We start from the raw sequence: 18,762 nt of genomic DNA on the forward strand, positions 1-18,762 counted from the left end.
AGCGGGCACGAAGTTTGAATAGTAAGGGCGGATCACATACCCCGCCGGGATGACGCCATGACCAGCACGACGAATTCGACAGCGCCTGTTGCCAAGCCCAAGCCGCGGCCCCGTCCGCAGGTGATGCGGCTCACCGATGCGGCGGCCAGGCGCATCCGTGAGCTCACTGATCGCGCCGAGTCCGAGATCATCGGATTGCGTGTCGGTGTCAAGAATGGCGGCTGCGCCGGTCAGTCCTACACGGTCGAATATGCCCATGATATCCGGCCGACCGACGAGGTCGTCGAGGACAAGGGCGTCAAGATCCTGGTCGATCCCAAGGCCGTGCTGTTCCTGCTCGGCACCGAGATGGACTATCAGGCCGACAAGATGCAGGCGCAGTTCGTGTTCAACAATCCGAACCAGATCAGCGCCTGCGGCTGCGGCGAGTCGGTTCAGCTCAAGCCGGCCGAGGTCTGATCGTCCGCTTTCAGCCAGGGCGGCACCGGAGCTGTCGCGTTCCGGACATTGACACGCGCCACCCTCTCGACCGAAAACTCCAGGCGGGCAACTGGGGCGTTGGCGAGAGCTGGTGCGATGGACCGCGAATTCCTGATCGATCTGTTCGCCGGTTTCGGTCCGGTCACGATCCGGCGGATGTTCTCCGGCTTCGGCATCTCCGCCGACGGCATCAACTTCGCGCTTGCGCTGCGCAGCGGCCTTTATCTCCGTGCTGATGAAACCAGCTTTGCCAGGTTCGAGGAGGCCGGATCCAAGCCGTTCTCCTACGAGACCCGCGCGCGGACCATGACGGTGCGCTCGTATTGGCAAGTGCCGGCGCATCTGTTCGACGACTCCGACGAGTTCGCGATATGGGCCAGAGATGCGTTTGCAGCGGCGCAAAGAGCGGCCCTGAGCAAGCAGACCAGGAAGCGGGCGGCATCTCGCCGCGGGCGCGAGCAGGGTCCGGCACGTGGCGGGGTGCAGCCCGGTGCGACCAAGCCAGCGGCGAAAACGGCCAAGCCGGCCAAGACGCGGAAGGTCGCCAAGACGATCCGCAAAGCGCCCGCGGCAGGTCGCAAGACGCGCAGTGCGACAGCAGCGTCGGGCCGACAGAAATCCCGCACGCCATCATCGCGGACGCGTTGATGCTGCTGCCGGGGCAACGCCGGCACCGTCCAGTCAGGCCACCCGACCTCGCGTCGTCGTCGCGTATTCGGGATCGTTCTCGCACACCACCTTGTTGCGCCCGTTGCGTTTGGCGGCATAGAGGCAGGCGTCGGCGCGTTCGATCAGCGTATCGGTATCGTCGCCGGCCCGCAGCAGCGACACGCCGACCGAGATCGTCACACGTCCCAGGATCTCCCCGGTCGACTTCTTCTTCAGCTCCTTCGCCGTCACGGCGCGGCGGATGTGATCGGCGACGGTCAGCGCGTGCTGCAGCGAGGTGTTCGGCAGCACGACGGCGAATTCCTCGCCGCCGTAGCGCGCCGCGATGTCCTGCCCCTTGATGGCGTGCTTCAGGGTCATCCCGACCAGGCGCAGCACCTGGTCTCCGGTGAGATGTCCGTAGGAATCGTTGAAGGACTTGAAATGGTCGATGTCGAACATCAGCAGCGACAGCGGCTGTTGGGTCGCGAGCCCCGATTGCACCGTCGTTTCGATCATCCGGTCGAAATATTTGCGATTGCCGAGGCCGGTGAGCGGATCGGTCAGGCTCTCGGCCCGGATCACCTCCAGGCTATGCTGCAGCCCGCTGATCTCGTCCTTCGACAGCGTCAACCGCTCTTCGAGGATCCGGTTGGTCTCGCGCATCTGCCTGGTCGAATCGGTGAGCGCCTCGATGATGTCCACCAATTGCTCGCGGCTGGTCGCCGACGCGAGCCGCTGATCGGCGCCCGCGAGGCTCGCATCGTAGCTCGCCGTTCTGCCGAGAGCATCGGTGAGCATGTTCACCAGGTCGTCGATCTCGCCGACGACGCGCGCGCCGACCTTGTCGATGCGATCCGACGTCTTGAGCTGCGCGAGGTAGGAGTCGTACAGCTGATCGAGATCGGACTGCGACAGCTTGCCGTTGCGCGACAGCGTCTCGTTGATGATCTCGTTCAGCGGTGCGTTGTAGCCCGTCGCGTAGACGTACCAGACCTCGTAATTGCGCGGATTGGCCGAATGGCGAAGCGTTCTGATCTGGCTGAGCGCGACTTCGGCGAAGCCTATCGTGCGTTCGTGTTCGTCAAGCGCATTGACCACCACAGGTTCTCCCCAATCGCCCGCGTCGCCGTCGTCACAGCAATGAAATAAACAATGCCGGCCAAGCTAAAGGACGTTTGTGAACCAGGGGTAAATACGGCCGTAGTATCCCGGATACACCCAAGCCACGCATACGGGAAAGGCACCTCATATGTTCAATGAGCTACATAGGATGCTTCTGGGAACTTGCTGAAGCGGGCTGGAGCTGTTCGCTCGGGTGTGCGCCTCGCTGATAGCTCCAGCGCTGTCGTCGACTTAAGTCTCATGTCTGACGGAAGCGGCAGCTGATCTTTTTGCGGACGCGACGTTCCGGGCGACCACATTTGGAACAGCCCGGAATCTTGCTTGCTCAGGGAAGCGGTGCCCTCACCGGGCGAAGCAGGAACGCCGGCAGATGTGAGTGATCAGCGGGCTCGTTGTCGAGGTCGCGCCGCGGCCGCCGCGCTTCATTGCGAGGCTGTTCGTTACGAGGCTGTTCCTTGCGAGCGCTCGGCGCGGCAGGCCGAGGAGAATTTGCCTGTGCGGCGCGCGGCGCTGCCGCCCGCGGCTCACGCTCGCGCGGGGCTGCATCACGCTCGCGAGGGGCCGCATCGCGCTCCCGCGCCTTGCCGCGGCTGCCGCGACGCGCGGCGTCACGCGGACGGCGCTCACGCGTGTCCTCGTCGCCCGAGGATTCCTGCACCTCGTAGTCGCCCTCGATCGTCGGAATGCCCTGTCCGATCAGCTTCTCGATGGCGACCATCGACTTCTGGTCGGCCGGGGCCACGATCGAGATTGCGGTGCCGGTCCGTCCGGCACGGCCGGTGCGGCCGATGCGGTGAACGTAGTCGTCGGAATGATGCGGCACGTCGAAATTGAAGACGTGGCTGACTTCCGGAATGTCGAGGCCGCGTGCGGCGACGTCGGAGGCGACGAGCAAGGGCAGTTCACCCTTGCGGAATTGATCGAGCGCGGCCGTGCGGGCCGACTGGTCCATGTCGCCGTGCAGGGCGCCAACACTGAAGCCGTGCTTCTGCAGCGACTTGTGAACGATGGCGACGTCGCGCTTGCGGTTGCAGAAGATGATCGCGTTGTTGAGATCCTTGGCGTTCCGCAACAGCCTGCGCAGCACCTCGCGCTTCTGATGCGCCTCGCGTCCGGATGGGACCTGCAACTGGGTCACGGTGACGGCGGTCGTGGCCGGCTTGGAGACCTCGACCTTCTGCGGGTTGTGCAGGAAGGCTTCGGTGATGCGCCGGATTTCCGGCGGCATGGTTGCTGTGAAGAACAGCGTCTGGCGGGTGAAGGGGACGAGCTTGCAGATGCGCTCGATGTCCGGGATGAAGCCCATGTCGAGCATGCGATCGGCTTCGTCGATGACCAGGAGCTCGACCCCGGTGAGCAGCAATCCGCCGCGCTCGGTATGGTCGAGCAGGCGGCCCGGCGTGGCGATCAGCACGTCGACCCCGCGGGTCAGCTTGGCGTCCTGGTCGCCGAAGGAGACGCCGCCGATGAGGAGCGCGACATTGAGCTTCTGCCCGGCACCATAGCGATCGAAATTCTCCTTGACCTGGGCGGCCAGCTCGCGGGTCGGCTCCAGGATCAGGGTGCGCGGCATTCGTGCGCGGGCGCGGCCCTTCTCGAGGATCGTGAGCATCGGCAGGACGAACGCGGCGGTCTTGCCGGTGCCGGTCTGGGCGATGCCGAGCACGTCGCGGCGCGCCAGGACGTGAGGAATCGCTTGTTCCTGAATGGGCGTGGGGGTGGTGTAACCGGTGGCCGCAACTGCAGCCAACACCTTGTCGGACAAGCCGAGATTGGAAAAAGACATCGAGCCTCTATGTCACGCGCCGATAGGCACGGGGCCTCTGTTCGACGCCGCCGTTAGGAATCGAGGGGTAAAAGGCTGTGGTCGCGCTCAACCCCGAAACGGCATGCTCTAAGGAAGCTGGGGGTTTTCTGACTAACGCCGACCCGCGGTCAATCTCTCAGGAATCGGATGCGATCCGGCCGCGCTGCTGCGGAAGATAGGGGCGAATCCTGCAAAGTCAATGGAAGAGGGGAACGAAGTACCGAAAAAGCTTAATGTTTTTGCATTATTTGCGGGCAACCTGTCGTCGAGCTGTCGTATTCGGCTGCTCCGAAGCTCTGGCCGGCCGTTGGCGGAAAGCGCTCTGGTCGAATTGTCGACGGAATTGCGGCGTGTGTTCGGCAGGGAGTTGGAGCGGCCCGCGGGCGCCTCGGAGATGAACCGGTGGCGGCGTGCCGCCGACTATCGATGGCGGCAGCCCACGCAATGAAGGCAGGGACGGACGATGAGATCGATGCGGACGTGGCTGGCGTGCGGGCTGGCGATGGCGGCGGTGGTTCTGGCGCCGGCCGCCGCGCATGCCGAGAAGCGCGTTGCGCTCGTGATCGGCAACAACGACTACCGCTACGTTCCGAAGCTGCAGAAGGCCGTCAACGACGCGCGCACGATGGGCGACACGCTGAAGCAGCTCGGCTTCAATGTCATGGTCGCGGAGAATCTCAGTCGCCAGCAGTTCAGCCAGACGCTGCTGGCGTTCGACAATGCCGTCGAGCCGGGCGACACCGCGTTCTTCTTCTATGCCGGCCACGGCTTCGAGATTGCCGGTCAGAACTTCCTGCTGCCGACCGACGTGCCGGCGGCGACCGAAGGGCAGGAGGAGCTGGTGCGCGACGCCTCGATCCTCGCGGACCGCGTCATCGAGCGGCTGCAGAACAAGAAGGCGCGCACCTCGATCCTGGTGTTCGACGCCTGCCGCAACAATCCGTTCGAGCGCTCGGGCACCCGCGCGGTGGCGGGCGGGGGTGGCCTGGCCCCGATGACGCAGTTGCCCGAAGGCGTATTCTCGGTGTTCTCGGCCGGTCCGCGCCAGACCGCGCTCGATCGGCTCTCCAACGATGACGCCAATCCGAACTCGGTGTTCACGCGCACCTTCGCCAAGGAGCTGACGCAGCCCGGCGTCAATCTGGTGCAGGTCGCACAGCGCACCCGCCGTCTGGTCAGCGAACTCGCCGAGACCGTGCGGCACAAGCAGATTCCGGTCTATTTCGACCAGATGGTCGACGATGTGTTTCTCAACGGCATGGCGAAGGGCCCGGCCGCGGCCGACAAGCCGGCCGAGCCGCAGCCGAAGCTCGCGGCGCTGCCTCCCGTCTCTGCGCCACGCATCCCTCCGGCGAACGAGAGCTTGAACGCGCCGATTGCGATGTTCTCGCGCCACAATGGCGGCTGGACCGTCACGTTCTCGATCGCCGATCCGACGCTCGGTATTTCCTGGCGCATGGGTGAGGCAGGGGAGTTTCGCGAGACCGGCTTCATGGACGTGCTCGATCCGCGCACGCGCAAGCGCATGCCCAATCCTTCGATCCAGCTGTCGGCGGATGCGCCCGCGGGCACCATCCAGGTCCGCTATGTCGATGCGACGGGCGAGATGCAGGGGCCGTTCCCGATCCGGTTCGAGCCGGAGGCCGCGCTGGTGCGTGACCAGCGCAAGATCCTCGACATGACGGCGACCAGCTGGCTGTCGTTCCGCGAGTTCAACGGTCTCCTGGTCTACTACACGCACCTGATGTCGTATCGCTGCGCGATCCGCGAGGTCCGCATCGGCGTCGACACGGCCGTGCCGGACAAGGTCCTGAACATGCCCGGCTGTGACATGCGCGATCCCATCGCGATTCCATCCAACGCCACGCCCTATTTGAAATTGCCGCCGGCGACGAAGTTCGTCTCGGTGGAGTTGACCTATCGTGACGGCAGCGTTTCCGAGATCAAGAGCTTTCGTCGCTGAGGCCTTGGCTACGCCATGATCGAATAGCCGCCGTCGACGGGAATGGCTGTGCCGGTGACGAAGTCCGAGGCCGATGAGCTCAGAAACGTGGCGATGCCGGCGAAGTCGTCGATGTCGCCCCACCGTGCCGCGGGCGTGCGCGCCAGCACGCGGTCGTGCAGGCCGTCGATCTGGCTGCGCGCCGCGCGCGTCAGGTCGGTGTCGATCCAGCCCGGCAATATCGCGTTCACCTGGATGTTGTCGGGCGCCCAGGCGCAGGCACAGGCGCGCGTGTACTGCACGATTCCGCCTTTGCTGGCTGCATAGGCCGGCGCGAAGCTGGCGCCGAAGATCGACAGCATCGAGCCGATGTTGATGATCTTGCCGCCGCCGTTCGCCTTGAGGGCCGGGTAGGCGGCCTTCGAGCACAGGAAGGCGCTGGTGAGATTGGTGTCGATCACCTGCTGCCACTCCTCCAGTTCGAGCACGTGCGGCGGCTTGCGGATGCTCATGCCGGCATTGTTGATGAGGATGTCGATGCGACCGAGCTCGCCGGTCACGCGCGCGACCATGGCGGTGACGTCGTCCTTGTTGCTGACGTCGGCCGTGACGGCGATGGCGTTGACGCCGCGCGCCGCCAGATCGGCAACTGCCGCCTGCGACTTGGCTTCGTTGCGGGCGACCACGGCGATGTCAGCGCCGGCATCGGCAAGCCCGCGTGCCATCCCCAGGCCAATTCCGCCGTTGCCGCCCGTCACGATCGCAACCTTGCCCCTCAGGTCGAAACGGCCCGCCATGCAGTGTCTCCATTGTTGTGGTCAGAGATCAGCAGGTGCCCTGCCAGATCATCACCAGGCCGAGCGCACCCATGCCGACGCCGTAGCCTGCCCACTGCAGCTGGTTGATCATGAAGCTCGTCCGCGGCCATGCCACCACCCCGGTGCCCTGACCGACCCAGAGCAGGCCGATGGCGAGCAGAAGCAGGCCGCCGATCATCAGGAATTTCCGCATGGCCACTTCCTCCCTCATCGACCGCGTCACAGCATCGGAAACGCTGCTGCCGTCTTTTTTGTGAAGTTTTGTGACGAGGAGGCTAGCGGCCGGCGCGGCAGATGACCAGCCGCTCCAGCCGCCAATATCCGAGCCAAAAACAAAAAGCCCCGGTTCAACCGGGGCTTTTCGCAGTCTTATTGAAAGACCGAGTGCGTTCGGCTCAGTACTTGACGACCGGGCCGGTCCAATTGAAGCGGTAGACCAGCGAGGTGCTGATGGTCTGCACCCACGGCTTGAAGCTGACCGAGTCCGTGCTCAGAGCATTGGTGCCATCGAAGCGGACGGCAATGTCCTTGCGGTCGTAATAGGCCGCGCGATATTCGGTCTTCATGAACCAGCCCGGCGCCGAGATGCCGAAGATGTTCAGGTTGTTCTCGACGCCGCCGCCGACGAACCAGCCGTTCCGGTTGAACGAGTCGGTATGCAAGCCCGAGGCAGCACCGGTGAGGGTGGTCAGACCAGTGCCCGACCAATGCGAACCAGAGTAGCCGGCGTTGACGTAGGACAGGACATTCGGAGCAACCAAATAGCCAATGCGAGCGCCCGCGGCCCAGGCATCCTGCATCTTGATGCGGCCAGTGAGGGCCGGCGCAATCTGGTCCTGCACGGTGCCGCGCATGCTGCCGAACTGACCATCGGCGAACACACCGAAGACCCAGGACGGATTGAACTGCCAGTCGTAGCCGGCGCCGACGGTGCCGAACCAGCCGTCGCCGCCGACGCGCTGATCGATCGTCACCGGCACGCCGTTGAAGTTGGTGTGCGAGTCTGCATCCCAGATGCCGCCGCCGGCACCACCGAAGATGTAGAAGCCGGTCCAGCTCGGCGCCACCGGCATCATCGGAGCCTTCACATAGGGGCGAGCCGCCAGATCAGCAGCCGAAGCGGCACCCGTGATCGCAACCAGCGCAGTGGCAGCAAGCAAAAGCTTTTTCATATTCAATTCCCCAAGATCGTCATGTCGCAGGTGCCGGGTTGCGGCGGCGATTCCCTCGCCAGATGTGCCCGAACTATAGCCGATTGGTGCCCAAAAGCTGTTGCCGGTTGACCACACCGGAGGGGAAAGTGCGGTGCGGGACGCCTTAGCTTTCTGTAAACAACTGAAACAGAAAGAGAAAAGCAGGCCCAGGCGAGCGAATGGAACCTGCAATCGAGGCGTGAAATCGGGTCAAAAGCTAGACGTCGAGCAGCTCGTCGCTGGCGAATTCGGCCTTTTCCGAAATGAAGGCGAAGCGGGCCTCTGCCTTGGTCCCCATCAGCCGCTCGACCGAGTCGGCGGTGCCGTCGCGATCCTCGGCCAGCAGAACCACGCGCAGCAGGGTGCGCTTGGCCGGATCCATGGTGGTTTCCTTGAGCTGGGCCGGCATCATCTCGCCGAGACCTTTGAAGCGGCCGATCTCGACCTTGGCGTTGGCATTGAACTCGCGCTTCAGGAGCTCGTCCCGATGGGCATCGTCGCGCGCGTAGAACGTCTTGCTGCCATGGGTGAGCCGGTAGAGCGGCGGCACGGCGAGGTAGAGATGCCCTTCGTCGATCAGCGGCCGCATCTGCCGGTAGAAGAAGGTGATCAGCAGCGAGGCGATGTGGGCGCCGTCGACGTCGGCGTCGGTCATGATGATGATGCGCTGGTAGCGCAGATCCTCTTCGCGATACGACGTGCCGGTGCCGGCGCCGATCGCAATCACGAGATCGGCGAGCTGGGCGTTGGCGGTCAGCTTGTCCTTGCCGGCCGAGGCCACGTTGAGGATCTTGCCGCGCAGCGGCAGCACCGCCTGCTTCTTGCGGTCGCGCGCCTGCTTGGCGCTGCCGCCGGCCGAATCGCCCTCGACAATGAACAGCTCGGAGCCCTCGGTGCCCGCGTCGGTGCAGTCGGCGAGCTTGCCGGGCAGGCGCAGCTTCTTGGTCGCGGTCTTGCGCGCCGTCTCCTTTTCCTGACGGCGGCGGATACGCTCCTCGGCGCGCTCGATGACGAAGTCGAGCAGGCGATTCGCCTGCACCGGGTTGCCGGACAGCCAGTGATCGAACGGGTCCTTGACGGCCTGCTCGACGATGCGCTGAGCCTCTGCGGTGGCGAGGCGGTCCTTGGTCTGGCCCTGGAATTCCGGCTCGCGCACGAACACCGAGAGCATGATGGCGGCGCCCGCCATGATGTCCTCGGAGGTGATGTTGGCCGAGCGCTTGCCCTGGCCGACGCGCTCGGCGTGGTCCTTCAGGCCACGCAGCAGCGCGCTGCGGATGCCGGATTCGTGCGTGCCGCCGTCGGGCGTCGGAATCGTGTTGCAATAGGAGGACAGGAATCCGTCGGCGTCCGCGGTCCAGGCGACCGCCCATTCGCAGCCGCCATGGCCACCGGTGCGGCCCGACTTGCCGGCGAAGATATCCGGATGGACCAGCGTGTCGGCATGGATCGCGGCGGCCAGATAGTCCTTCAGGCCGCCGGGGAAGTGGAAGGTCGCCTCGGGCTGAACGTCCTCGATGCCCTTCAGCAGCGACGGATCGCACTTCCAGCGGATCTCGACGCCGCCGAACAGATAGGCCTTCGAGCGCGCCATCTTGAACAGGCGCTGCGGCTTGAACGTCGCCTTGGCGCCGAAGATGGTTGGGTCGGGTTGGAAACGCACCCGTGTGCCGCGCCGGTTGGCGACCTTGCCGACCTCCTCGAGCTTGCCCTTCGGGTGGCCTCGCTCGAACACCATGCGGTAGAGCTTCTGGTTGCGGGCAACCTCGACCTCGAGCCGGGTCGACAGCGCGTTCACCACGGAGATGCCGACGCCGTGCAGGCCGCCCGAGGTCTCGTAGACCTTGGAGTCGAATTTGCCGCCCGCGTGCAGGGTGCACATGATGATCTCGAGCGCCGACTTCTTCGGAAACTTCGGATGCGGATCGATGGGGATGCCGCGGCCGTTGTCGGTCACGGTGAGGAAGCCTTCGGCATCGAGCTCGACCTCGATGAAGGTGGCATGGCCGGCCAGCGCCTCGTCCATCGAGTTGTCGATGACCTCGGCAAACAGATGATGCAGCGCCTTCTCGTCGGTGCCGCCGATATACATGCCGGGGCGGCGCCGCACCGGCTCCAGGCCCTCGAGGACCTCGATGTCACGGGCGGTGTAATCGCCCTCGGCACCCGCCGAGCGGGCGGTTGGCTTGGCCGGAGCCTTGCCCTTTGCGGCGAACGCCGCCAACGGGTCCGTGACGCCCTTGGCCTTGGCTTTTGCAGCTGATTTCAACGGCTTACCCATGGAATCTGATGTTGCGTGTGCGCAAGATGGAACGAATCGTTGGGCCTGACTATGCCATGGACCGGCATAAAACAATGACCCGGGAAACAACGACGTTCACCGGCCCGCCACGTCTTGGCCGGTTCCGATCGCCGGATCGACGCTGTTCACGCGGTTCAGCCGGTTGTTGTGACTTGAAGTGGGCGGGTTCGGTGGCGTACCAGTCTGCGCCAGGGAACCGCGAAGGCCTTCAAGCACTTAAGCGCCCCGGAGCAGAAAGGCGTCGAGCAGATGGAAGATTTTGGCCGCGCGGTTGCCGACTTCGTGCGCGACCATCAGGCCTGGGCTGCTCCGATCGTCCTGCTGCTTGCCTTTGGCGAGTCCCTGGCCTTTGTCTCACTCCTGATTCCCGCCTGGGGCGCCCTGGTCGCGATCGGCGCCCTGATCGGCGCCACCGGGATCAGCTTCTGGCCGATATGGCTGGCCGGGGGCATCGGCGCCGCGCTCGGCGACTGGCTCTCCTATTGGTTCGGCTACCGCTACAAGGATCGTGTCGCCCAGATGTGGCCACTGTCGCGCTACCCAGAGATGCTTCCGCGCGGCGAGGCCTTCGTGCGCGATTGGGGCGTGCCGAGCATCTTCATCGGCCGGTTCTTCGGCCCGTTGCGTGCATCGGTGCCGCTGGCGGCGGGCATTTTCGAGATGCCCTACATGGTGTTCCAGATCGCCAACTTCGTGTCGGCGCTGGTGTGGTCGGCGGTGCTGCTGCTGTTCGGCGACATCATCGGGCGCATCATGGAATGGCTGTGGCATGCGGTCTGATGCCAGCCCTAAAAACGGGAACCGGGCCGACTTGCGAGCTTGACGCAGGAACCCGGCGGCCTTATAGGCCTGCCCCCATGATCAACGCAGCGACCAACATGATCGCCGAAATGCGCCGTCGTACCCCCGCGGTACGGGCGATGATCTGCGTCTAGATCACAGCCCCTGCCGCCGGATCCGAATCCCGCGGCAGACTTTCTCCTTGCAGCGCGATTGATCAGGCGGCTCCTTCGTCCAGCAGGAGTTTCCGATGTACACGCCACCACCCTTCAAGCCCGATCGCGCCGCGAGCCTCGGCTTTGCAGACGCGCGCGGCTTCGGCACGGTGTGCGCGTCGGACGGCACCAAGCCGATCGCGTCCTCCGTGCCGTTTCATCTCGGGGCGCTCAACGACGGCACGCCGCAGGCGTTCTTCCACGTCGCCCGCGGCAATCCGCTGGCGAAGCTCGCCGACGGCGCGACGCCGTGGCTGCTCGCCGTCAACGGCGCCGATGCCTATGTGTCGGCCGACTGGTACGTCTCGCCCGATCAGGTGCCGACCTGGCTTTATCAGGCAGTACATCTGACCGGCCCGGCACGCATCCTGTCGGAGGCGGAACTCGCAGAGCAGGTGGATGCGGTCAGTGCCAAGTTCGAGCAAAGGCTGTTGCCGAAAACGCCGTGGACCTCGGACAAGATGAGCGCTGGCCGGCTTGAGGCGATGCGCAAGGCGATCGTCGGCATCGTGATGACGATCGACCAGGTCGAAGGCAGTTTCAAGCTCAACCAGCACAAGTCCGAAGCCGACTATGCGGCGGTCGCAACCCGGCTCGGCGAGCGGCCCGACATCGGCTCGCAACAGATATCGTCTCTCATGCGGCAGGCGCGGCCCCAGGCCTTTGCCGGCGAAACCCACCCCTCAAGGAGCGTGTCATGACCGTGATCGATAGCAACTTGCCGAAAGCTCACACCGCCTCCGGGGCTGCGGCGCGCGCCGTGTTCGTCGACGGCGGCTCGGGCACGACCGGCTTGGGAATCGCCGAGCGGCTCCGGCACCAGCCGGACATCGTCGTGAAGACGATCGCCGAGGACAAGCGCAAGGATCCAGCGGCCAAGCGGGCGCTGATGGCGGAGGTCGATCTCGTCATCCTCTGCCTGCCGGATGATGCGGCCAAGGAGACGGTGGCGCTGATCGACGGCATGGGAAATGCCGCGCCGAAGGTGCTGGACGCGTCGACCGCGTATCGGGTCGCGCCGGACTGGGCCTATGGCTTCCCCGAACTGGCCGCCGACCAGGCCGACAAGATCCGGAATGCGCGCAAGGTCTCCAATCCCGGCTGTTATCCCACCGGCGGCATCGCGCTGCTGCGGCCGCTGGTCGATGCCGGACTGATGCCGCAGGACTATCCGGTCACGGTGAACGCGGTGAGCGGCTATTCCGGCGGCGGCAAGACGATGATCGCGGCCTTTGAGAATGGCACCGCGCCGAACTTCGAGCTGTACGGCCTCAGCCTCGAGCACAAGCATCTGCCCGAATTGCAGCTCTATTCGCGGCTGACCCGGCGGCCGATCTTCATTCCCTCGGTCGGCAACTACCGGCAGGGCATGCTGGTCTCCGTGCCGCTGCAGCTCGACACGCTGCCGGGCAAGCCGTCTGGCTCAGACCTGCAGGCCGCCCTGGCGAAGCACTATGCCGGCAGCCAATACGTCTCGGTGATGCCGCTCGATGGTGCGGCGGCCAAGAGCGGCCGGCTGGAGCCGGAGGCGCTCAACGAGACCAACAAGCTCGAGCTCTACGTCTTCGCCAGCGACAAGCATCACCAGGCGGTGCTGGTGGCGCGGCTCGACAATCTCGGCAAGGGCGCGTCGGGCGCGGCCGTGCAGAACATGCGGCTGATGCTCGGGCTGCCCGATCTCGGCAGCTAAGATCGATCTGGATCATCCGGTCGCGGAAGCGCCCGGCACGATCGGCAACATCATGCGACGGCCGGCGTTCCGCCGGCCGCGCTGTGCAACGACGCACGCTGAGGAATGGGCAGACCCATGACCCCCACCGATCTGAATGCGCTGGCCGTCACCGTGAGCGATGTGCGAGCCGCCGCGGCGACCATCCACGGCGCCGTACTCGCGACCGCCTGCAACCAGAGCCGGACGCTCGGCGAGATCTGCGGATGCAACATCTGGCTGAAATTCGAGAACCTGCAGTTCACGTCCTCGTTCAAGGAGCGCGGCGCGCTGAACCGGCTGAATGCGCTGTCCGCCGAGCAGCGCGAACGCGGCGTGATCGCGATGTCGGCCGGTAACCACGCGCAGGGTGTCGCCTACAACGCGCGGCGTCTCGGGATTCCCGCGACCATCGTGATGCCGGTGGGCACGCCGATGGTGAAGGTGGAGAACACCAGGCGGCACGGCGCCGAGGTCGTGATTTTCGGCGCCACCTTGGAGGAGGCGGGCGCGTTCGCCAGGGAGCACGGCGCGGCTCACGGCATGACCATGATCCATCCTTACGACGATCCGCTGATCATCGCGGGGCAGGGCACGGTGGCGCTGGAGATGCTCGCGGTGGTCCCCGAGCTCGATACGCTCGTGGTGCCGATCGGCGGCGGCGGGCTGATTTCCGGCATGGCGGTCGCGGCGCGCGCGATCAAGCCGGGCTTGCGCATCGTCGGCGTTCAGGCCGAGCTCTATCCGTCGATGTACAACGCCATCCGCGGCAGTCAGCTGCCGATGCGCGGCGACACGCTCGCCGAGGGCATCGCGGTGAAATCGCCGGGCCGGATCACGACCGAGATCATCCGCCATCTCGTCGACGACATCCTGCTCGTCACCGAACCGCAGATCGAGCGGGCGCTTGCCACCCTGATCTCGATCGAGAAGACGGTCGTCGAAGGCGCCGGCGCCGCCGGTCTCGCGGCCGTGCTCGCGCACCCCGCGCAGTTTGCCGGACGCAATGTCGGGCTTGTGCTGAGCGGCGGCAACATCGACACCCGGCTGATCGCCTCGGTCCTCACCCGCGAGCTGGCGCGCGAGGGGCGGCTGACGCAGCTGTCGATCGACATCGTCGATCGTCCCGGACAGCTCGCTGCCGTCTCGACCCTGCTCGCCGATGCCGGCGCCAACATCATCGAGGTGTCGCATCAGCGCACGTTCTCCGACCTGCCGGCGAAGGCGACCTTGCTGGAGCTGGTGATCGAGACGCGCGACCAGGCGCATCTCAACGACGTGATGGCAAAACTGGTGGCTGCCGATTTCAAGGCGCGCTGCACCTGAGCGCCAGGCGATCTCCAGCAGATCCTTCGCGGTGCGGCAGACGTCCGCTCCGCATTTTCCAGGCGAAAGGCGCGTGCGGCTGCCCGCCGATTCTTGCTCAGCCCAATTAGCAATCTCTCTGTCTGCTCGTGAAGCTGTTCGCAAATGCGAACACGTTTGAGGTTTGCTCGGTCAGAATTTCAGTTGCGTACCTCAAAAAATGAGGACAGGATTACCGCAACAAAAAAGACGGTTGGGAGGATTTCTGATGAGACTGCTCGCGAAGCTGGGACTCGCCGCTGCCGCATGCCTGCTCTGGGCCAACGCCGCGAGCGCCGATACGACCGTGAAATGGCTGCATATCGAGGTCAATCCGGCCCAGGTGAAGATCTGGGAGGAGGTGGCCCGCGCCTATGAGGCGTCGCATCCGGGCGTCAAGATCGAGATGCAGTTCCTCGAGAACGAGGCCTACAAGGCCAAGCTGCCGACTATCCTGCAATCCAAGGACCGGCCGAACATCATCTACAGCTGGGCTGGCGGTGTCCTGAAGGCGCAGATCGAGGCTGGCGTGCTCGAGGACATCACTGAGCAGGTGAAAGGCTACAGCGACAGCGTGACTCCGGCGGCGCTCGCGGCATTCACCGACAGCGGCCACGTCTACGGCTTGCCGATCTCGCTGTCGCAGGTCGGCTTCGTCTGCAACAAGGAGCTGATGGCCAAGGCGAAGGTCGATCCCACGGCGATCAAGAGCTGGAACGATCTGCTGAGCGCCGTGAAGACGTTGAAGGCGGCCGGCGTGACCCCGATCGTGGTCGGCGGCGCCGACAAATGGCCGCTGCATTTCTACTGGACGCATCTTGCGGTGCGGATCGGCGGTAAGCCGGCATTCGACGCGGCGCTGCGTGGCGAGAATGGCGGCTTTGCCGGCGACACCTTCGTCAAATCAGGCGAGCTGTTCAAGCAGCTCGTCGATTTGCAGCCGTTCCAGAACGGCTTTCTTGGCTTCAAGAATCCGCAGGCGGTCGGTTATTTCGGCGATGGCAAGGCGGCGATGACGCTGGCGATCAGCTCGGTCTACAATCTCCAGCGCGCGCTCGCTGCCGATAAGGTCGGGTTGAGCGAGGACAAGATCTGCTGGTTCGATTTTCCCACCGTGGCCGGCGGCAAGGGCGCGCCGACTGATACGCTCGGCGGCATCACCGGCTGGCTGGTCACCAAGGGCTCGCCGAAGGAAGCGGTCGATTTCCTGAAGTACTTCATCTCGAAAGATGTGCAGACACGGCTGGCGGCAGGGAATTTCGTCATCCCGGTGGTGCAGGGCGCGGAGGCAGGCCTCAACAACTCCTTCATGAAGCTGATCGCCGCCAATCTGGCGAAATCGAACTATCACCAGAACTTTTATGACCAGAGCCTCGGCCCCTCGGTCGGTCGCGTCGTCAACGACGTCTCCGCGGAGATCGCGGGTGGCAGCATGAGCCCGCAGGACGCCGCCAAGGCGATCGAGGCGGCGCGGAAGCAGGGCAACTGACGTGGCAAGGCCATTCGCGGGCTCGCCGGCGATGGATGTGTCGCCGGCATCGCTCTCGTCACGCGCGGTGCGTGGCCCGAGCTGGGACGGCCGCTTCACCGTCCTGATCCTGTTCTTGCCGCCGGCGCTGCTGCTGTTCACGCTGTTCGTGGTGCTGCCGATCGGCGAGGCCGCCTGGTACTCGGGCTTCAACTGGAATGGGTTCGGCAGGCCGACCCATTGGATCGGCTTCGACAATTATCGCTTCGTGCTGGAGACACGGGCGTTCTGGCTCGCGCTTCGCAACAATGGTCTGATCGTCGCGGTCTCGCTTTGTGTCCAGCTGCCGCTTGCGCTGACGCTGGCCTTGATGCTTGCGGAGCGGTTCCGCGGCGCAGTGGCGCTGCGGATGCTGTTCTTCATGCCCTATATCCTCGCCGAGATCGCGACCGGGCTGATCTTCAGCTTCGTCTATGACGGCGATTACGGCCTGGTCGCCTCGATCTGGCGCAGCTTTGGCGCCGACCCGCCGCATCTCCTGGCCTCGACCGACACGGCGATGCTGGCAGTGCTGATCGTGATCGTCTGGAAGTATTTCGGCTTCCACATGATGCTGTTCATCGCCGCGCTCCAGAGCATCGACAAGAGCCTGATCGAGGCCGCCCGGATCGACGGTGCGACGCGGTCGCAGAGCCTGCGCCACGTCGTCATTCCCTTGCTCCATCCGACGATCCGGCTCTCGGTGTTCTTCGCCATTGTCGGCTCGCTGCAGCTGTTCGACCTGGTCATGCCGCTGACGCGCGGAGGGCCCGCCGACTCCTCGAATACGATGGTGAGCTTTCTCTACAACAACGGCATCTCCCGCATGCGGGTCGGCTACGGCAGCGCCATCGGCGTCATCCTGTTCGTGATCTGCGTGACCTTTGCCTTCACCTACAAGCGATGGTTCATGCGCGATGAATAGTGCCGAGGCCACCAGGGCGCCGTTCGATCCTGCCGTGCTGTTCAAGGCAGCGTTCCTCGCCATCGTCGCCATCTTCGTGCTGGTGCCGCTGCTCGCGACGCTGCTCGGTGGCTTCAAGTCGCTCGGGGAGCTGCGCGTCAATCCGTTCGGCCTGCCGCAGCACTGGGAGTGGCAGAACTATGCCGACATCCTGTTCTCCGGGCGCTACTGGCAGCTGCTGCGCAATTCGCTGATCATCTCGACGCTGACGGTCGTCCTGACTCTTATCGTCGCCTCGATGGCGGCCTTCACCTTTGCCCATGTCCGATTCTACGGCAGCTCGATGCTGCTGAACTATTTGACGCTCGGCCTGCTGTTTCCGGCGGCGACCGCGGTGTTGCCGCTGTTCATCAAGGTGCGCGATCTCGGGCTGCTCGACACCTATTTCGGCGTCGCGCTGCCGCAGGTCGCCTTCAGCCTCGCCATGAGCGTGCTGCTGCTGCGCCGCTTCTTCAAGGACATCCCCTACGAGCTGCTCGAGGCCGCGCTGGTCGACGGCTGCAGCTATATCAAATTCTTCCGCTACGTGACGTTGCCATTGTCGCGCCCGATCCTGGCGACGGTCGGCACCATCACCTTCGTCAACAGCTGGAACGCCTATCTGCTGCCGCTCGTGATGCTCAACACCGATGCGCTGTATCCATGGCCGCTCGGCATCATGGTCTATCAGGGCGAGTATTCGTCCGAGTGGCACCTGATCCTCGCCTTCATCACCCTGACCATCCTGCCCACCATCATTCTGTTCCTCCTGGCGCAGAAGCACATCGTTGCTGGCCTGACATCGGGCGCGGTCAAGGGATGAACGGGACCTCACGGAGACCACAATGAGAAAAGTCGGCATCGGCATCATCGGCTGCGGCAACATCAGCACCGCCTATCTGAAGGCAGCCCAGCGCTTCCCCGTTCTGGACATCAAGGCGCTCGCCGACATGCGCAGCGACGCAGCCGAGCGACAGGGCGCAGCCTTCGGCCTGCCGGCGATGCGGGTTGATCAATTGCTGAAGCGCGATGACGTCGAGATCGTCATCAATCTCACCGTGCCGCTCGCCCATACCGACGTCAGTCTCGCCGTGCTGAATGCCGGCAAGCACGTGCATTCCGAGAAGCCGCTCGGCATCGACGTCGCGGAAGCCCGTAAGGTGATCGAGCTTGCCGCGCAGAAGAACCTGCGGGTCGGCTGCGCGCCCGACACGTTCCTTGGCGGCGGCCACCAGACCGCGCGCAAGCTGATCGACGACGGCGCGATCGGCAGGCCTGTGGCGGGCAGCGCGTTCTTCGGCTGTCCCGGCCATGAGCGCTGGCATCCGGCGCCGGGCTTCTATTACCTGCGCGGCGGCGGGCCGATGCTCGACATGGGCCCGTACTACATCACCAATCTCGTGCAACTGCTCGGCCCGGTCGCGAGCGTCATGGGCTCCACGGCGCGCCCGCGATCAGAGCGCCTTGTCACCAGCCAGCCGATGAACGGCACGCTGATCCCGGTCGAGGTAGCGACCCACGTCGCGGGCACGCTGGAGTTCGAGAGCGGGGCGGTGGTCTCGGTCACGATGAGCTTCGACGTTCCGAAGCACCGGCACGCGCCCATCGAGATCTATGGCGCCGAGGGTAGCATGCTGGTGCCGGACCCCAACCGCTTCGGTGGAGAGGTCCAGGTCGCCAAGACCGGCGGCGACTGGCAGACGATGCCGTTGACGCATGGTCACGTCGACGGCGAGTTCCGCTCCATCGGTGTCGCCGACATGGCGACCGCGATCCTGCACGACCGGCCGCATCGGGCCAGCGGTGCGCTCGCCTTCCACGTGCTGGAGGTCATGGAGGCGTTCCAGACCTCCGCAAACGAAGGCCGGCGGGTCAGGATCGAGAGCCGCGTGGAGCGGCCGGCGATGTTGCCTGTTGGACGCGACACCGGACAGATCGACTGAGGACAGA

The 18,762-nt window shown here is 64.8% G+C and carries 17 protein-coding genes; 11 read left to right on the forward strand and 6 right to left on the reverse strand.

Annotated elements, in window-relative coordinates; translation table 11 throughout:
• The first annotated feature begins 57 nt into the window (after positions 1–57).
• Positions 58–459: an iron-sulfur cluster assembly accessory protein gene (locus QX126_RS09575; RefSeq protein WP_315737809.1), complete on the forward strand. Its 402-nt coding sequence runs from the start codon at positions 58–60 to the stop codon at positions 457–459.
• Between the two features lie 117 nt (positions 460–576).
• Positions 577–1,128, forward strand: a complete 552-nt coding sequence (locus QX126_RS09580; RefSeq protein WP_315737810.1) for a TfoX/Sxy family protein — start codon at positions 577–579, stop codon at positions 1,126–1,128.
• Positions 1,129–1,161: 33 nt separating this feature from the next.
• On the opposite strand, the gene QX126_RS09585 is transcribed toward QX126_RS09580, so the two are convergent.
• Both QX126_RS09585 and QX126_RS09590 read right to left on the reverse strand, forming a co-directional pair.
• Complete coding sequence (locus tag QX126_RS09585; protein WP_315737811.1) at positions 1,162–2,229, reverse strand: diguanylate cyclase; 1,068 nt, start codon at positions 2,227–2,229, stop codon at positions 1,162–1,164.
• Positions 2,230–2,578: 349 nt separating this feature from the next.
• Positions 2,579–4,039: a DEAD/DEAH box helicase gene (locus QX126_RS09590; protein WP_315780613.1), complete on the reverse strand. Its 1,461-nt coding sequence runs from the start codon at positions 4,037–4,039 to the stop codon at positions 2,579–2,581.
• Between the two features lie 484 nt (positions 4,040–4,523).
• Between QX126_RS09590 and QX126_RS09595 the strand changes: the two genes are divergently transcribed.
• Positions 4,524–6,023 carry a caspase family protein gene (locus QX126_RS09595; protein WP_315774659.1) on the forward strand — a complete coding sequence of 500 codons (1,500 nt, stop codon included), beginning with the start codon at positions 4,524–4,526 and terminating at the stop codon, positions 6,021–6,023.
• An 8-nt stretch (positions 6,024–6,031) separates the two neighbouring features.
• Here QX126_RS09595 and QX126_RS09600 read toward each other — a convergent pair whose 3' ends face one another.
• The 4 genes from QX126_RS09600 to parE form a co-directional block, all read right to left on the reverse strand.
• The gene (locus QX126_RS09600; RefSeq protein WP_315780615.1) at positions 6,032–6,799 is read right to left on the reverse strand and encodes a glucose 1-dehydrogenase; all 768 of its coding nucleotides are present in this window, start codon (positions 6,797–6,799) and stop codon (positions 6,032–6,034) included.
• A 28-nt stretch (positions 6,800–6,827) separates the two neighbouring features.
• A complete protein-coding gene (locus QX126_RS09605; protein WP_315712631.1) occupies positions 6,828–7,013 on the reverse strand; it encodes a hypothetical protein in 186 nt (61 codons plus the stop codon).
• A 202-nt stretch (positions 7,014–7,215) separates the two neighbouring features.
• Entirely contained in the window at positions 7,216–7,992 is a 777-nt protein-coding gene (locus QX126_RS09610) for an outer membrane beta-barrel protein (protein WP_315751666.1), read from the reverse strand.
• Positions 7,993–8,230: 238 nt separating this feature from the next.
• On the reverse strand, positions 8,231–10,294 hold the full coding sequence (gene parE / locus QX126_RS09615; RefSeq protein WP_315780617.1) for a DNA topoisomerase IV subunit B: 2,064 nt from the start codon (positions 10,292–10,294) through the stop codon (positions 8,231–8,233).
• A gap of 270 nt (positions 10,295–10,564) precedes the next feature.
• Here parE and QX126_RS09620 point away from each other — a divergent pair, with 270 nt between their 5' ends.
• From QX126_RS09620 to QX126_RS09655, 8 genes are all read left to right on the forward strand, one after another.
• A complete protein-coding gene (locus tag QX126_RS09620; protein ID WP_315737817.1) occupies positions 10,565–11,095 on the forward strand; it encodes a DedA family protein in 531 nt (176 codons plus the stop codon).
• A gap of 250 nt (positions 11,096–11,345) precedes the next feature.
• Positions 11,346–12,011, forward strand: a complete 666-nt coding sequence (locus QX126_RS09625) for an FMN-binding negative transcriptional regulator (protein WP_315780619.1) — start codon at positions 11,346–11,348, stop codon at positions 12,009–12,011.
• Positions 12,008–13,000, forward strand: coding sequence for an N-acetyl-gamma-glutamyl-phosphate reductase (gene argC / locus QX126_RS09630; protein ID WP_315780621.1), 993 nt, complete (start codon positions 12,008–12,010; stop codon positions 12,998–13,000). Before QX126_RS09625 ends, argC begins: the two co-directional genes overlap by 4 nt.
• A gap of 117 nt (positions 13,001–13,117) precedes the next feature.
• A complete protein-coding gene (locus QX126_RS09635; protein ID WP_315780622.1) occupies positions 13,118–14,344 on the forward strand; it encodes a threonine ammonia-lyase in 1,227 nt (408 codons plus the stop codon).
• A gap of 247 nt (positions 14,345–14,591) precedes the next feature.
• Positions 14,592–15,851, forward strand: coding sequence for an extracellular solute-binding protein (locus tag QX126_RS09640; protein ID WP_315780623.1), 1,260 nt, complete (start codon positions 14,592–14,594; stop codon positions 15,849–15,851).
• 1 nt (position 15,852) lies between these two features.
• Complete coding sequence (locus tag QX126_RS09645) at positions 15,853–16,794, forward strand: sugar ABC transporter permease (protein WP_315780625.1); 942 nt, start codon at positions 15,853–15,855, stop codon at positions 16,792–16,794.
• On the forward strand, positions 16,787–17,635 hold the full coding sequence (locus QX126_RS09650) for a carbohydrate ABC transporter permease (protein ID WP_315780627.1): 849 nt from the start codon (positions 16,787–16,789) through the stop codon (positions 17,633–17,635). The genes QX126_RS09645 and QX126_RS09650 overlap by 8 nt, the downstream gene beginning before the upstream one ends.
• Positions 17,636–17,657: 22 nt before the next feature.
• On the forward strand, positions 17,658–18,755 hold the full coding sequence (locus QX126_RS09655) for a Gfo/Idh/MocA family oxidoreductase (RefSeq protein WP_315780629.1): 1,098 nt from the start codon (positions 17,658–17,660) through the stop codon (positions 18,753–18,755).
• Positions 18,756–18,762 lie beyond the last annotated feature (7 nt).

Origin of the sequence: Bradyrhizobium sp. SZCCHNPS1003 (genome assembly GCF_032381555.1) — a bacterium.
In the GTDB taxonomy this organism is placed as follows: domain Bacteria; phylum Pseudomonadota; class Alphaproteobacteria; order Rhizobiales; family Xanthobacteraceae; genus Bradyrhizobium.

Bases quoted from the DNA above. Each gene is read 5' to 3' on its own strand.
- QX126_RS09655 (WP_315780629.1), top strand. From the start codon at position 17,658: ATGAGAAAAGTCGGCATCGGCATCATCGGCTGCGGCAACATCAGCACC.
- QX126_RS09600 (WP_315780615.1), bottom strand. From the start codon at position 6,799: ATGGCGGGCCGTTTCGACCTGAGGGGCAAGGTTGCGATCGTGACGGGC.
- QX126_RS09635 (WP_315780622.1), top strand. From the start codon at position 13,118: ATGACCCCCACCGATCTGAATGCGCTGGCCGTCACCGTGAGCGATGTG.
- QX126_RS09575 (WP_315737809.1), top strand. From the start codon at position 58: ATGACCAGCACGACGAATTCGACAGCGCCTGTTGCCAAGCCCAAGCCG.
- QX126_RS09650 (WP_315780627.1), top strand. From the start codon at position 16,787: ATGAATAGTGCCGAGGCCACCAGGGCGCCGTTCGATCCTGCCGTGCTG.
- argC (WP_315780621.1), top strand. From the start codon at position 12,008: ATGACCGTGATCGATAGCAACTTGCCGAAAGCTCACACCGCCTCCGGG.
- QX126_RS09625 (WP_315780619.1), top strand. From the start codon at position 11,346: ATGTACACGCCACCACCCTTCAAGCCCGATCGCGCCGCGAGCCTCGGC.
- QX126_RS09640 (WP_315780623.1), top strand. From the start codon at position 14,592: ATGAGACTGCTCGCGAAGCTGGGACTCGCCGCTGCCGCATGCCTGCTC.
- QX126_RS09595 (WP_315774659.1), top strand. From the start codon at position 4,524: ATGAGATCGATGCGGACGTGGCTGGCGTGCGGGCTGGCGATGGCGGCG.
- QX126_RS09580 (WP_315737810.1), top strand. From the start codon at position 577: ATGGACCGCGAATTCCTGATCGATCTGTTCGCCGGTTTCGGTCCGGTC.
- QX126_RS09620 (WP_315737817.1), top strand. From the start codon at position 10,565: ATGGAAGATTTTGGCCGCGCGGTTGCCGACTTCGTGCGCGACCATCAG.
- parE (WP_315780617.1), bottom strand. From the start codon at position 10,294: ATGGGTAAGCCGTTGAAATCAGCTGCAAAAGCCAAGGCCAAGGGCGTC.
- QX126_RS09605 (WP_315712631.1), bottom strand. From the start codon at position 7,013: ATGCGGAAATTCCTGATGATCGGCGGCCTGCTTCTGCTCGCCATCGGC.
- QX126_RS09610 (WP_315751666.1), bottom strand. From the start codon at position 7,992: ATGAAAAAGCTTTTGCTTGCTGCCACTGCGCTGGTTGCGATCACGGGT.
- QX126_RS09590 (WP_315780613.1), bottom strand. From the start codon at position 4,039: ATGTCTTTTTCCAATCTCGGCTTGTCCGACAAGGTGTTGGCTGCAGTT.